Source organism: Phytohabitans sp. LJ34, assembly GCF_052068095.1.
Taxonomy (GTDB): Bacteria; Actinomycetota; Actinomycetes; order Mycobacteriales; family Micromonosporaceae; genus Phytohabitans.
The window spans coordinates 100,683-114,132 of the sequence record NZ_JBQHDG010000005.1; the positions used below are offsets into that span (position 1 = coordinate 100,683).

Annotated in this window: 17 protein-coding genes; 12 read left to right on the forward strand and 5 right to left on the reverse strand. The window is 70.9% G+C overall.

All coding sequences use genetic code 11. The annotated features are described in order from the left end of the window. The first annotated feature begins 31 nt into the window (after positions 1 to 31). The 4 genes from ACTMTJ_RS10480 to pheA all read left to right on the forward strand — a co-directional run bounded on the left by ACTMTJ_RS10480 (position 32) and on the right by pheA (position 2,953). On the forward strand, positions 32 to 781 hold the full coding sequence (locus tag ACTMTJ_RS10480) for a hypothetical protein (RefSeq protein WP_441215956.1): 750 nt from the start codon (positions 32 to 34) through the stop codon (positions 779 to 781). Between the two features lie 110 nt (positions 782 to 891). Further along, a complete protein-coding gene (locus ACTMTJ_RS10485; RefSeq protein WP_441215957.1) occupies positions 892 to 1,350 on the forward strand; it encodes a hypothetical protein in 459 nt (152 codons plus the stop codon). 118 nt (positions 1,351 to 1,468) lie between these two features. After that, positions 1,469 to 1,993: a hypothetical protein gene (locus ACTMTJ_RS10490; RefSeq protein WP_441215958.1), complete on the forward strand. Its 525-nt coding sequence runs from the start codon at positions 1,469 to 1,471 to the stop codon at positions 1,991 to 1,993. 9 nt (positions 1,994 to 2,002) lie between these two features. Beyond that, positions 2,003 to 2,953 (forward strand): prephenate dehydratase, encoded by a 951-nt coding sequence (pheA, locus tag ACTMTJ_RS10495; RefSeq protein WP_441215959.1) that lies wholly within the window; start codon positions 2,003 to 2,005, stop codon positions 2,951 to 2,953. 2 nt (positions 2,954 to 2,955) lie between these two features. On the opposite strand, the gene ACTMTJ_RS10500 is transcribed toward pheA, so the two are convergent. From ACTMTJ_RS10500 to ACTMTJ_RS10510, 3 genes are all read right to left on the reverse strand, one after another. Then, the gene (locus ACTMTJ_RS10500; RefSeq protein ID WP_441215960.1) at positions 2,956 to 3,678 is read right to left on the reverse strand and encodes an AIM24 family protein; all 723 of its coding nucleotides are present in this window, start codon (positions 3,676 to 3,678) and stop codon (positions 2,956 to 2,958) included. Between the two features lie 44 nt (positions 3,679 to 3,722). Then, entirely contained in the window at positions 3,723 to 4,085 is a 363-nt protein-coding gene (locus tag ACTMTJ_RS10505) for a metallopeptidase family protein (protein WP_441215961.1), read from the reverse strand. A 63-nt stretch (positions 4,086 to 4,148) separates the two neighbouring features. Beyond that, on the reverse strand, positions 4,149 to 4,577 hold the full coding sequence (locus tag ACTMTJ_RS10510; RefSeq protein ID WP_441215962.1) for an OsmC family protein: 429 nt from the start codon (positions 4,575 to 4,577) through the stop codon (positions 4,149 to 4,151). 46 nt (positions 4,578 to 4,623) lie between these two features. Here ACTMTJ_RS10510 and ACTMTJ_RS10515 point away from each other — a divergent pair, with 46 nt between their 5' ends. From ACTMTJ_RS10515 to ACTMTJ_RS10540, 6 genes are all read left to right on the forward strand, one after another. Continuing rightward, a complete protein-coding gene (locus tag ACTMTJ_RS10515; RefSeq protein WP_441215963.1) occupies positions 4,624 to 5,103 on the forward strand; it encodes a hypothetical protein in 480 nt (159 codons plus the stop codon). Between the two features lie 38 nt (positions 5,104 to 5,141). After that, positions 5,142 to 5,663 carry a Uma2 family endonuclease gene (locus ACTMTJ_RS10520; protein ID WP_441215964.1) on the forward strand — a complete coding sequence of 174 codons (522 nt, stop codon included), beginning with the start codon at positions 5,142 to 5,144 and terminating at the stop codon, positions 5,661 to 5,663. 2 nt (positions 5,664 to 5,665) lie between these two features. Continuing rightward, complete coding sequence (locus tag ACTMTJ_RS10525) at positions 5,666 to 6,505, forward strand: hypothetical protein (protein WP_441215965.1); 840 nt, start codon at positions 5,666 to 5,668, stop codon at positions 6,503 to 6,505. An 11-nt stretch (positions 6,506 to 6,516) separates the two neighbouring features. After that, on the forward strand, positions 6,517 to 7,773 hold the full coding sequence (gene serS, locus ACTMTJ_RS10530) for a serine--tRNA ligase (RefSeq protein WP_441215966.1): 1,257 nt from the start codon (positions 6,517 to 6,519) through the stop codon (positions 7,771 to 7,773). A gap of 113 nt (positions 7,774 to 7,886) precedes the next feature. Then, positions 7,887 to 8,708, forward strand: coding sequence for an HAD family hydrolase (locus ACTMTJ_RS10535; protein WP_441215967.1), 822 nt, complete (start codon positions 7,887 to 7,889; stop codon positions 8,706 to 8,708). Then, entirely contained in the window at positions 8,708 to 9,523 is an 816-nt protein-coding gene (locus tag ACTMTJ_RS10540; RefSeq protein ID WP_441215968.1) for an HAD family hydrolase, read from the forward strand. The genes ACTMTJ_RS10535 and ACTMTJ_RS10540 overlap by 1 nt, the downstream gene beginning before the upstream one ends. A gap of 314 nt (positions 9,524 to 9,837) precedes the next feature. On the opposite strand, the gene ACTMTJ_RS10545 is transcribed toward ACTMTJ_RS10540, so the two are convergent. Beyond that, on the reverse strand, positions 9,838 to 10,422 hold the full coding sequence (locus ACTMTJ_RS10545) for a bacterial proteasome activator family protein (RefSeq protein ID WP_441215969.1): 585 nt from the start codon (positions 10,420 to 10,422) through the stop codon (positions 9,838 to 9,840). An 84-nt stretch (positions 10,423 to 10,506) separates the two neighbouring features. Between ACTMTJ_RS10545 and ACTMTJ_RS10550 the strand changes: the two genes are divergently transcribed. Together ACTMTJ_RS10550 and ACTMTJ_RS10555 are read left to right on the forward strand one after the other, a co-directional pair. After that, positions 10,507 to 11,280: an alpha/beta hydrolase family protein gene (locus ACTMTJ_RS10550; protein WP_441215970.1), complete on the forward strand. Its 774-nt coding sequence runs from the start codon at positions 10,507 to 10,509 to the stop codon at positions 11,278 to 11,280. A gap of 106 nt (positions 11,281 to 11,386) precedes the next feature. Next, positions 11,387 to 12,577: an ABC transporter substrate-binding protein gene (locus ACTMTJ_RS10555; RefSeq protein ID WP_441215971.1), complete on the forward strand. Its 1,191-nt coding sequence runs from the start codon at positions 11,387 to 11,389 to the stop codon at positions 12,575 to 12,577. A 13-nt stretch (positions 12,578 to 12,590) separates the two neighbouring features. Here ACTMTJ_RS10555 and ddaH read toward each other — a convergent pair whose 3' ends face one another. Beyond that, positions 12,591 to 13,415, reverse strand: coding sequence for a dimethylargininase (gene ddaH, locus ACTMTJ_RS10560; protein ID WP_441215972.1), 825 nt, complete (start codon positions 13,413 to 13,415; stop codon positions 12,591 to 12,593). Positions 13,416 to 13,450: the final 35 nt, after the last annotated feature.

The following is a 13,450-nucleotide window of genomic DNA, read 5'->3' on the forward strand; positions in this document are numbered from 1 at the left end:
AACTAGAGAGACCTTTTGCCGGAGGTCCGCGATGACCGTCTTCCCTGCGCGTCGTGCTGTCCCCCCGCAGCGGGCGCTACCCCCCGCTGGCCAGTCCCCGACGGGCGACGGTCAGCCAGCGATCCTCGAAGCGGTTCGACCCACCCCACTCGAGTGGGCCCGTAGGCGGCGTGCCGAGCGCGATGCGCGGCGCGTAGAGGCCGCTGGCGCCCGCGCACTCACCCGCCTAGACCACCTCGGCCCCGCGTGGCACGTGGTCGACTGGCCGCGCACCGACGTGCCCGCCGCCCTGATCGACATCGAGGGCCGCGCGCGCGACGAGCGGGCCGGGTTCCTGGCGATCGGGCCGAGCGGCATCTTCGCCGTCACGGTCGCCGACCACGGCCGCGCTCGCGTGATGATCGCCGGCGACGTCGTGCAGATCAACGGCAAGCGCCCGGCCTACTTCGCCGAGGCGCGCCGCGACGCCAAGCGCGCCGCCAAGGCGCTCTCCGCCGCGGTCGGGCTCAACGTGCCGGTCACCCCCGTGCTGACCTTCGTCGGATCGGGCCAGATCAGCGTGTACGGGCTGCCGAAGGACTGCCTCGTGGCGACCCACCGCGAGCTCGACCGGCTGCTCGTGGCCGGTGGTCAGAAGATCACCCCCGCGACGGCGGAAAAGCTCTCCCAGGTTGCACGCCACCCGTCCACTTGGCTCAACGCTCCGTACCGGTCGGCGGCCAACTACCGGTGGTACGAGGACGGCCGAACGGCCGCTGACAAGAGGGGTGCCCGCCGGTAGCGTCCCAGCCAGCCGTACCGGACAAACCCGCCGGAAGGATCGGGGTCGGCGTTCCGCGTCGAAACCGGTTAGCGTAGCGGTTTACCGGCGGAGTGTATTGGAGGCGCGGGGTGGCGCACGTCGAACTCTCCATTTCGGAAGCGTTCGTGCCGGAAGCTCGCGCGACCTTACAGCCGGAGCGGCTCGGCAGCCTCGAGCTGTGGGAGCCCACCGTCGCCGCCGCCGGCGAGCCGTGCATGCTGATCAACTCCGAGATGGTGATCGTGGCCATCTCCGAGTCGGCGTGCCAGCTGCTGGGGCTGGGCAGCCCCGCCGACGCCACCGGCGAAAGCCTCGTCGAGGGCGTGCTGCGCCTCGTCGACTTCACGCAGGCGCGCACCGAGCTGCCCGACACCGAGATCGACAAGATCCCGCCCGTGCTCGCCATCTCGTCCGGCCGGCTGGCGCGTGGGCTCCTGCGGGTCCAGTCCGGCACCGAGGGCGGCGCGGCCACGGTCGACGCCATCGCGACGCCGCTGCACGACGACGGCGAGGTTACCGGCTCGCTCACATTCTTCTGTGAGGTGTGAGGCACTCCTCGTATCCGCCTAATATGGACCTCGGCCATGTCCGGCCGTCCAGCGACGCCCGTTGATGTTCGAGGAGCCCGTGCCTGCCCACGCCCGCGCCGCCCGTCGTGGTGCCGCCGTGACCGCCATCGCCACACGTGCCGGTGCCGCGGCGATCGCCATCGCCGCGCTGGTCACCGGCTGCGGCGTGCCGCCGGAGCTGCGCGATCCGCCGGGCAGCGTGGTCCCCTCGCCCAAGACGGCTCCGCCGACGGCCTCCCCTCCGCCGGTCGCCTCCGACCTGCCACCGACCGCCGTGCCCAGCGCTACGCCCACGTTCGGCGAGGCCACCGCTGTGCCGTGCCAGGGGCAGCCCAGTGCGGCGCAGGTGATGGCCCTGTTGCGCAGGACGTCGGGCATGTTGCCGGGCGGCGGGTCGGCCACGGTGCGCTCGGACACGCCGCTCTGCGCCGGCACCTGGCAGTACAGCGTGATCGTCGTCTCCAACCGCGACCCGCTGCTGGTGGTGACCCGCGGCGCGCCGAGCTCGCTGACGCTCGTCACCGCCGGCACCAACGTGTGCAACATCCCGGTGCGCACGAGCGCGCCGGCCGGCATCCGTGTCGTGGCCTGCGAGGGCGGTCAAGCCCCCGGCAATGTCTAGGCTGATGGCATGCCAGGCGTGCCACCCACCCATTTCATGTACCTCGGCCCCGAAGCCACCTTCGCCGAGCAGGCGCTGCTGACGCTGCCCGCGGCCGCGCGCGGCACCCGTACGCCGGCGCGCAGCGTTCCGGAGGCGCTGGACGCGATCCGGGCCGGTGAGGCGGACGCGGCGCTCGTACCGGTGGAAAACTCGATCGGCGGCGCGGTGGGCATCACGCTCGACGAGCTGATCGACGGGGCGCCGCTGGTGATCACGCGCGAGGTGGTGATCCCGGTCGAGTTCGTGTTCGGCGCGCGCCAGCCGGTGGCGTTCGAGCGGATCCGCACGGTCGCGGCGCACCCGCAGGCCTCCGCGCAGTGCCGGGGCTGGCTGCGCACCCACCTGCCCGAGGCCACGGTCGTCGACGTGCTCTCCAACGCGGCCGCCGCGATCGCCGCCGCCGCGGGCGAGTACGACGCCGCGATCTGCGCGCCGATCGGCGCCGACCGGTACCGGCTGGCCCTGCTCGCGGAGAAGATCTCCGATCACCCGGACGCGGTGACCCGCTTCGTGCTGGTGTCCCGGCCGTCAGCGCCGCCGGAGCCGACCGGCGACGACGTCACCTCGCTGGCCGTCTTCATCTCGCACGACCGGGTGGGCGCGCTGCTGGGCGTACTCATGGAGCTCGCGGTGCGCGGTATCAACCTCACCCGCATCGAGTCGCGGCCGACGGGCGAGCGGCTCGGGCGGTACGCGTTCTTCCTCGACTGCACCGGGCACGTCTCCGACGACCGCCTCGGCGAGGCCCTCCAGGGGCTGCGCCGGGTGTGCGCCGACGTCCGCTTCCTCGGGTCGTACCCGCGGCAGCGCGCGGTCGGTGACGACCGGCCGGTCCCCGCGCCGGCCGGACTCTCCGATGTGGACTATGCCGACGCGGCCGCGTGGCTGGCACGCATCCGCGCGGGCGACGTGAGCTAGCCCTAGTTGCCGAGCAGGCCGCCTAGACCGCCACTGCTCTGCTGCTGGCCGCTGCCCTGCACCGGCGGCTCCTCGGACGGCTGCACCACGACGAAGCCCTGCCCGGCGAAGCTCATCGTGAAGGCCTCACCCGTGCGCCGCCCCAGCAGCGTGCCAAGGCCCAGCTGCTCGGCCCGGTGGTAGCCGGTCTGAAGGCTGGCCGACCAGCACACCGCCGCCTGCGGGTCGACGAACGTGGGCTGGTCGACGTTGAGCACCACGGGGGTGCCCTTGGTGGTCACCGCGATCCGCCCGTGCCCGGTGAACACGCAGTTGAACAGGCCGGCCGAGGAGAGCATGCCCATGCCCTGCACCATCTTGATGTCGTACTGGAGCGTCGAGTCGAAGGCCAGCACGCTGGAACCGTTGATCGACAGGGCGTCGCCGGGCTCCAGGTCGATGAGGTGCACGTCCGACGCGAGGTCGGCGAGGAAGACGTCACCGTGACCGCTCATCTTCATCAGCGGGACACCCTCACCGGTCAGCTTCTGCTTCAGAAACTTGCCGATCCCGCCGGAGCCGAGCGCCTGGAACTGGACCTGGCCCTGGTAGGCGACCATGGCGCCGGTGCGGGCCATGCACTCGCCATTGAGCTCTATTTTCAACATCTTGGAGTTTTGCAGCCGCATGCCGGGCTGCGCCGACTCCTTCTCGAGGTTCTCCGCCGAGAACAACGCGCTACGCATGCCTCGGAGAGTAGGCCGCGGTGGCAATAGTCGACCTGGGCCGTTCAGCCCCAACCGAGCTCGTGCAGGCGCTCGTCGTCGATGCCGAAATGGTGCGCTATCTCATGGACAACCGTGACAGCGACCTCTTCGACCACGTCGTCCTCGTTGTCGCAGATGCGCAGTGTCGGGTTGCGGTAGATGGTGATCCGGTCGGGCAGCACACCGCCGTAATCCCAGCCCCGGCGGGTGAGCGCATACCCCTCGTACACACCGAGCAGCTCCGGCTCGCCCGGCGGTGAGTCGTCTTCGACAAGGATCACCACATTGCTCATCAGGCCGAGCAACTCTTCCGGCACCTCGTCGAGGGCCTCGCTGACCAGCTCCTCGAACCGCTCGCGGCTCATCTCGACGGGCACACGACTCATTCTGCCCGACGGCAGGGATGACCGACGGCGCCGGAGAGCCGGCGCCGCCGGGAAGACGGAGGGTCAGGCCAGCTGGGCGTTGAGTGTGATCTCGGCGCCGGGCGAGAGCAGCCGGGAGATGGGGCAGTTTGCCTTGGCGCCTTCGGCGATCTTCAGGAACTCGGCCTCGTCGATGCCCGGCACCTGGCCGACCGTCTCCAGGTCGATGCGCGTGACGGTCATGCCGGCGTCGGTCTTGTCCAGGTGCACCTTCGCGGTCGTCTCGACCGAGTCCGGCGTGAAACCGGCGTCGGCGAGGCCCTTCGAGAAGGCCATCGAGAAACAGCCGGCGTGGGCGGCGCCGATCAACTCCTCGGGGTTGGTCCCCTCACCCTCCTCGAAGCGGGACTTGAACGAATAGTTCCCCTCGTATCCGCCCTTACCAGTGCGGATGGTGCCGGAACCCTCGGTGAGATTGCCCTGCCAGCGGGCAGATGCGGTGCGGATAGGCATGAGCCCGACGCTAGCCCAATCGGCACTCCGATGCGACGATCCCGCTATGACCCGGAAGGTGGCGCTGGTGGGCGGCGGCGGCGCGCTGGTGGTGGCCGGATTCGTGCTCGCGCTTCTGGCGCTCGCGGTGCCCTGGGCCCACTACCGGCTCGCGGTCGACGTTCCGGTGGAGGGCGCGGACCTGGACCACTCCGGTGGCATCGCGGTGTTCCAGCTCGACCTCGGCTGGTGGTACGTGATCGCCCTCTTCGTGGTGCTCGGCCTTGTCGCGGGCGCGGCGGCGGCCACCGGCGGCGCGGCCCGGGGCGCTGGGGTAGCCGCGCTCGCGATGGGCGTGCTCGGCATGCTCCTCGCCAGCCTGGTCGGCGCGCGGGCCGCCGGCGCCTCGATGGACACGCTCGTGAGCGGGCTCGCGATGGTCGACGTCCGGGCGACCCGTGGCCCCGGCGTCGGCTACGGGGTGGCCGCACCCCTGGTGTTGGCGCTCGGTGGCGCTCTGTTGTCAGTCCGCACCCAGCAAAACTGATGCCTATCCTGGTCGGGGAGGCAGGGGCGGAGGATGGCATGGCGACGATCAAGCTGCCGGTAGGCATCGACTGGACACCGGAGATCCTTCAGGACCTCCCGCCCGACTACCGCTATGAGCTGTGGGAAGGGAACCTGGTTGTGGCAGCCGCAGCGATGCGTCCGCGGCACGCGGACGGCGTGGGGCGCACTTACCGCCTCCTCATCCACGCCGGCAGGCTGGCATACCTGGAGCAAGGTGTAGTTCTAGGCCCACGCGAACTTGTCACGCCCGACGTCGCAGTCTTCCGAGACTTACCGGCGAAGGAAGTGGCCTATCACCCGGCACGTGAGTTCGAGCTGGTAGTCGAGGTCGTGTCGCCGGACTCGCGCACCGCGGATCGCATCGTCAAGCCGGCCAAGTACGCCGCCTGCGGCATACCGGAGTACTGGCGAGTGGAGGAAACGGACGACGGCGACACGGTCGTTCACCAGCACAAGCTCGTTCGTGAGGCGGGAGCTGAGCGCTACGTCGAGACGCGGGTGGTCATGCTGAGCACGCTGGAAAAAGAGAGTCTCTAGCCATGTCGCAGGAGCCACAGGAGCCACAGGCGGACATCGGCGCGCGGCTGGACGAGCCGGCGGTCGTGGAGTTCGGCGCCGACGCGCCGGTCCGGCAGCGCCCACGCGCGTCGCAGATCCTCACCGCCGTGCGCAAAGACTGGCGGCTCGTGCCGATCGTCGCCGGCCTGAGTGCGGTCGCCATCTTCGCCTCGCTGGTCGGAGAGTGGCAGACCACCACCTTCACGCCGCAGTCCATCGTGCTTCCGCCGGAGCAGGTGCCCCCGCCCGGCACCGCCGGCGTCGCCGACCTGGGCGGCTACGCCACCGGATACCTCATCGGGATCTTCGTGCTCGTGGGCTGCATGAGCCTGCTCCTCTTCGGCCGCCCCGCGATGCGCGCCCAGCTGCGGGTCCTCGGGCTGACAGCGGCCGGCTTGTCCGCCGCGATCCTGGCCGGCGCCACGGTGTGGCTCGACGACCACAGCGCGTCGTACCAGCTGTCCCGCCTCTTCTTCGGTCCGCAGGGTCCGACCTACGAGCTGGCGTACGGGCGCGGCCTGCCCATGGCATTCCTCGGCATCGCCGGCTTCGCGATCGCCTTCTACCTGGCCGGTCGGCTCATGCCGGCGCCAGCCGTGGAGCCGGCCGCGGCCGGGGCGGGCGCCGACGCCGAGCCGCGGGACGCGGCCACGCAGGTCGACTGGCCATGGCGGCGGCCGCGGGCGGCGCAGGAGCCGGACGACCTCGACAGTGACCTTCCGCCGCCGGCCGATCTCACGGTCGGGCCAACGGCGCCGTTCGTTCCCATGCACGATGGCAAGCCGCCGGCCGACGGCAGAAACGACTTGCCGACCCCGTAGGCTGGTATGTCGTGATTGACCTCCGCCTGCTTCGCGACGACCCCGACGCCATCCGTGCCAGCCAGCGCACCCGTGGCGAGTCCGAGTCCGCCGTCGACGAGCTGCTGCGCGCCGACGAGGGGCGCCGTGCGGCGGTGCAGGCCTTCGAGGCACTGCGCGCCGAGCAAAAGTCGCTGGGCAAGCAGGTCTCCCAGGCCAAGGGCGACGAAAAGACCGCACTCCTGGCCCGTACCAAGGAGTTGTCGGCTGACGTGAAGGCGGCCGAGACCGCCGCCACCCAGGCTGAGCAGGCGCTGCGCCAGGCTCAGTTGGCCGTGCCCAACGTCGTGGAAGAGGGCGCACCGGCCGGCGGTGAGGACGACTTCGTGGTGTTGCGCGAGGTTGGTCACAAGCCCGACCTCGACAGCCCGCGCGACCACCTGGAGCTGGGCGAGGCCCTGCGCGCGATCGACATGGAACGCGGCGCGAAGGTCTCCGGCAGCCGCTTCTACTTCCTCACCGGCGTCGGCGCGCTGCTGGAGCTCGGCCTGCTCCAGATGGCCATCGCCCAGGCCGTGGAGTACGGCCTCACGACGGTCATCCCGCCCGTGCTGCTCAAGCCGGAGTCGATGGAGGGCACCGGCTTCCTCGGTTCGCACGCGAGCGAGGTCTACCGGTTGGAGGCCGACGACCTCTTCCTGGTCGGCACGAGCGAGGCACCGCTGGCCGCGTACCACTCGGGCGAGATCCTCGACCTGGAGCGCCCCATCCGATACGCGGGCTGGTCGACGTGCTTCCGCCGCGAGGCCGGCTCGCACGGCAAAGACGTGCGCGGGATCCTGCGGGTGCACCAGTTCGACAAGGTGGAGATGTTCACCTTCTGCCGCCCGGAGGAGGCACGCGACGAGCACCTGCGGCTGCTGGCCTGGCAGGAGGAGATGCTCGCCAAGGTCGAGGTGCCCTACCGCGTGATCGACGTGGCGGCCGGCGACCTGGGATCGAGCGCGGCCCGCAAGTACGACTGCGAGGCGTGGGTGCCGTCGCAGAGCCGCTACCGCGAGGTGACCTCCACGTCCAACTGCACGACGTTCCAGGCCCGCCGCCTCGGCATCCGCTACCGCGACGCGGACGGCAAGACGCAGACCGCGGCGACGCTCAACGGCACGCTCGCCACCACCCGTTGGCTGATCCCGATCCTGGAAAACCACCAGCAGCCGGACGGGTCGGTGCGGGTGCCCAAGGCACTCCAGCCCTATCTGGGTGGCCGCGACGTGTTAGAGCCCGCGTGACCTTGGCGTCGCACGAAAGTCATGGATGAGTAGCGTTCGGTGAGGTACGGTTGCTCCCCCGCCGGTGCCGGAGCGGAGTCGCCGCGCCGGTCTCGGCCGGGTGAGGAGGGACCATGCCCCGCCCGGGACTGCCAAAGCTCATCGCCACTGACCTCGACGGCACGCTGGTGCGCAGCGATGACACCGTGTCGGAGTTCACCCATCAGGTGCTCGACCGGGTCCGGGCGGCCGGCATCCCGATCGTGGGTGCCACGGGGCGTGGGCCGCGGCTGGCGGAGCTCACCCGCAACGACATCCGGGCGGCCGACTACCTGGTGATGGCCGGCGGTGGGCGGGTAATCGACCAGACCGACCCGGCCGGCCCGGTGGTCCTGCGCGACGAGCGGCTCTCCGGCGTGACGCTGGCCAAGCTGCTCACCGATCTCGAGGCGAAGGTCGGGCCGCTGATCGTCATGGTCGAGGCGCAGGATGGCCCGGGTGCGCCGCTCTGGGGCGACTTCGACGCGGCGTGGCCATACCCCGAGGGTTTCGAGGAGCGGGCCCGGGCCGAGTGCCTTGACGGTGACGTGATCAAGGCGTTCGCGCGTACCGCCGACCACGACGTCGACACGCTGCTCGCCACGGCACGCGAGATCGTGCCGCCGGAGCTGGCCTCGGTGACCCAGGCCGGGCTCGGGTTCGTGGAGATCTGCCCGCCGGGCGTCGACAAGGCCACCGGCCTCGCGGTCGTGGCCGACGTGCTCGGCGTCGACCCGGCCGAGGTCCTGGTCTTCGGTGACATGCCCAACGACATCCCGATGTTCGAGTGGGCCGGCTGGGGCCGGGTCGCGGTCTCCAACGCCCACCCGACCGTGCGGCTGCTGGCCGACGAGGTGACCTTGCGCAACGACGACGACGGCGTAGCGGTCTACCTCGATCGACTACTGTCGCGTTGATGGGAGACGCGCCGCGCCTTGTCGCCACCGATCTCGACGGGACGCTGGTGCGGCAGGACCGCTCGCTCAGCCCACGCACGGTTGACGTGCTGGCCCGGATCGCCGCACGGGGCACCGTGGTCGTGCTGGTCACCGGCCGTCCGGTGCGGTGGCTCAGCCAGGTGTACGACCAGCTGCACGAGCCGCTTCCGGCCGTCTGTGCCAACGGTGCCGTGGTGTACGACCCGGACGGCGACCGCATCGTCCGCGCCAATCCGCTCGCACCTGACCTGCTCGCCGACGTGACCCAGCGGCTGCGGGCGGAGGTGCCGGGCGCGACCTTCGCGGTCGAGGTGGCCGACGGGCGCGAGTTTCGGCACGACGCGGAGTGGCCGGTCTTCTGGGACGCCGAAGACCCTACGATCCGGGTGCTCGCCACGCCCGACGAGGTGGCCTCGGTGCCGGCGGTGAAGCTGCTGGTGCGGGCCGGTAAGCGCGACCCGGACGCGTTCGTGCGGATCGTCGCCGCGGCGCTCGGCGGGCTGGCCGAGGCGACCCACTCGTCGTACTCCGGGCTGGTCGAGATCTCCGCGGCGGGCGTCACCAAGGCGGCCGGGCTGGCCTGGTTTTGCGAGCAGCGCGGCATCGAGGCGGCCGAGGTCGTGGCGTTCGGCGACATGCCCAACGACGTGCCGATGCTGACCTGGGCCGGCCGCGCGGTCGCCGTCGCCAACGCCCACCCGGCCGTCCGCGAGATCGCCGACGACGTGACCCTCTCGAACGACGAAGACGGCGTAGCCGTGTACCTGGAAAAGCTCTTCGAGATCGAAAACTGATCTACCCGGGTCCGCGTCAGCTGCGGACCGTTGCTCCCGCCGGAGACCGCGGAGGCCGGCGGCTCGCTGGAGCGAGCCGAATTCCCCGACCTCCGCTGCCGGGTCCGCGGGTCAAGCCCACCTCCGCGCGCCCCAAGAGGGCAGCCCTGTCACCGTCCAGACGGGTATACGGGAGCCCTCTTCACAGTTCATCCCCAAGAGGGCTGCCCTCTTGGGGGCAGGGGCAGGCCGGGACCAACAGCGGAGGGTGAGGCCGCGGGAGCAACGGTCTGGACCACGGCGGACGTCGCGGTAGCTCACATCTCGAAAGGTCTCTAGAGGTATTGGCCGGTGCGGCCGCCGCCCTCGCCTTGCTGGGGCTGCTGGGTGCCGGGCATGCCGGGCATGAGCCCGCCGGGCACTGCCGGCAGCGCGGGACGACCGCCGCCGCGCATCTGCTCCAGCTGGAGGCGGGCGGCCATCTGCTGGGCCACCAGCGCGGCCTGGATGCCGTGGAAGAGGCCCTCCAGCCAGCCGACCAGCTGGGCCTGGGCGACCCGCAGCTCGCCCTCGCTGGGCGTCGCGCCCTCTTCGAAGGGCAGCGACAGCCGCTCCAGCTCCTCGCGCAGCTCGGGAGCGAGGCCGTCTTCGAGCTCGGTGATGGAGCGCCTGTGAATCTCGCGAAGCCGGCTCCGGCTGGCCTCGTCGAGCGGCGCCGACCTCACCTCTTCGAGGAGCTGCTTGATCATGCTGCCGATGCGCATGACCTTGGCGGGCTGCTCGATCAGGCGCGACGGATCCTCACCGTCGGCTTGCGCGTCGGTATCGACGGTGCCGACCGGACGTCCGTCCGGACCGACCACCACGACGGTGCCCGGCCCGGGGCCAGGCTCTTCCGGGGTACGGGGTGCTTCGGGCATGCCGTCCATCTTCGCGCAGAGGCGGGTGCGGGTGGGCACCGGTGGGGGCAACTGAGCAATACCGCGTCGGGATAGCGTCTGCCCATGTCCAGCGACCCCCGTGGCGTTCTCCACCGCCCGACCCCGCCGCCGGACGCCACCGTGCGGTACGGCGACCACCCCGACCAGATCGCCGATGTGCGGCTGCCGCCGGCCGGCTCTCCGACGCGGCCCCTGGTGATCGTGGTGCACGGTGGCTTCTGGCGGGCGGAGTGGGATCGATCACACACCGCGCCGCTCGCCGCCGACCTGGCCGCCTCCGGCTACCCCGTGGCACAGCTCGAGTACCGCCGGACCGGGCAGCCGGGTGGCGGCTGGCCCGGCACGTTCGCCGATGTTGTGGCCGGAGTCACGGCGATCCCGCAGCTGATGGGCCTGGGTTGGGCGCCCCCGCTGCTGCTCGGCCACTCGGCTGGCGGCCACCTCGCGATCTGGTACGCGCTGGCCGGTCCCGCGCCCGTGCTCGGGATCGTGGCCCTCGCACCGGTCGCCGACCTCGCCGAGGCGCACCGGCTCGACCTCGACCGCGGGGCGGTGGCCGCGCTCCTCGGCGGTGGGCCGGGCGACGTCCCGGACCGGTACGCGGAGGCCGACCCCTCCGCTCGCACACCTCCGGCTGTACGGAGTGTGATCGTTCACGGCGCCCGGGACCGGCACGTCCCGGTGGAAATCAGCCGCAAGTACACGGCGACCGCACGCGCCGAAGGTGGCGAAGTCACGCTCATCGAGCTACCCGAAGCGGAGCATTTCGCCCTTATCGACCCGCATTCCACCGCCTGGCCTGTGGTGAAGAACGCGCTGATGTCCCTGCACCCATAAGGCGGCAGCGGGCCAAGTTAATAAAGCTTCATTGACGCAGCGTCGCGAACCAGGTAGACAGCCGGGTGGGCCGCGATCCGGCCCCCGACCATGGGAAAGGCTGACCGTGCCCCAGATAGACCGCCGGCAGGCGCTGAAACTCTTCGCGGCCCTCGGCGCCGCCGGAGTCGCCGCCGCGTGCGCCTCGGACGACGCTGCCGACAACGAGCCGCAGCTCAGCGACGACCCGGTCCGGATCGGACTCGTGGCGCCGCAGACCGGCCCGCTGAAGGTGGTCGGCGACGACCTCGTCAACGGCTTCCAGCTGTACCTCCAGCTCAACCAGAACCGACTCGGTGGACATCCCGTGCAGCTGGTGACGGCCGACGAGGGCGCTGACGCCAAGTCCGCGAAGGGCGCCGTCGAGTCCCTCCTCGGGCAGGGCGTGCTCGCGCTCACCGGCGTGGCCAACTCGGCCTCGCTCTCCGGCCTGCGCGACACGATCGAAAACGCCAAGGTGCCCCTCATCGCCACCAACGGCGTGCCCGGGAGCCTGGAGGGCGTGCTCTACATCTGGTCCGCCTCGTTCGTCGACAACGAGCCCAGCCTGGCACTCGGCAGCTACCTGACCGGCGTCGTGTCGAGCAGCCAGAAGGTCGCCGTCGTCGCGCCCACCGACGACACCGGCCGCGACGCGGTCGACAAGTTCCGCCAGGCCTTCGGGGCCGACAAGCAGCCGATCGAGACGTTCTGGACAGCGCCCACGATCGCGCCCAACAAAGACTTCTTCCGTCCCACGCTGGGGCAGTTGAAGTCGAGCGGCGCCGACGTCCTGTACGCCTTCTACTCCGGTCCGGCCGCGGTCGAGTTCGTGAAGCAGTACCACTCCGAAGGTCTCAAGGCGACGATCTACGCGCCCGGCGGCTTCACCGAGGGCAGCGCGCTCGAAGACATGGGTGACGAGGCCAAGGGCATCTTCACCGCCATGAACTACTCGGCCGACCTCAACAACGAGGCCAACCGCCTCTTCGCCACCGCGTACCAGCGCGAGCACGACCTGCTGCCCTCGGCGTCGGCGATGGCGTCCTACGACGCGGCACAGGTGCTCGACCGGGCCATCCGCTTGTGTGGCGGGCGCCCGACCGCGCAGCAGGTCAACCTGATGCTCGGCCGGGTGGGCCAGATCGACAGCCCGCGCGGCACCTGGCAGTTCAACCAGCCGCGCAGGCCGCAGCAGAGGTGGTATCTGCGCGAGGTGCGCCCGGACGGCCAGGTGCTGTCCAATGTGCTGCTGAGCGAGCTCGCGACCCTGGGCTGATCCGTCTCTTTCGTCAGGGGCGTAGCTCGGCGACGCAGCACTTGACGCTGCCGCCGCCCTTCTTCAGCTCGGAGAGCTCGACGAGCACCGGCGTGTAACCGGCCGCCTCGACCTTGCGGGCCATCCCGGTGGCCTCGCTGTTGAGCACGACGTTGCGGCCGTCGCTGACCAGGTTGAGCCCGAACGCGTACGCGTCCGCCTCGTCGGCCAGCAGGGCGTCCGGGAAGAGCTGGCGCAGCACGCGCTGGGAGGCCGTCGAGAACGCGCCCGGGTAGTACGTGACCCGGCGGTCGTCGAGCGCCGCGAGCGCGGTGTCGAGGTGGTAGAAACGCGGGTCGACGAGCCGCAGCGAGACCACCGGCCGGCCGAGGACGTCCTGCGCCTCGGCATGCGCGTCCGGCTCGGTGCGGAAGCCGTACCCGGCCAGGATCAGGCCGCCGTACGCCGCCGGCAGATACGCGAAGTCGCCCTCGCCCTCGTTGGTCCGCGTGGGCGCACGGAACTCCCAGCCGCCAGCCTCGTAGAACGCCCGGTGCGCGGACGCCTCGGCGGTGCGCTGGGCGTACTTGAAGCGGGCCCCGTAGGCGACACCGTCGACGGTGAACGCACCGTTGGCCGCGTACACCATGTCGGGCAGGTATGGCTCGGGCGCGAGCACGTGCACCGCGTGCCCGAGGCCGGTCAGGGTCTCCCGGAGCCGCTCCCACTGCTTGAGCGCGAGCTCGGTGTCGACGGGCGTGGTGGTGTCCATCCACGGGTTGATCGCGTACGCCACCTCGTAGTGCTCTGGCGGGCACATGAGATATGTCCGGTTTCGCGGCATGCGCTGCTGGCTCACGCACAAAGAGTAGGTACGCTGCATGTGCGAAGACA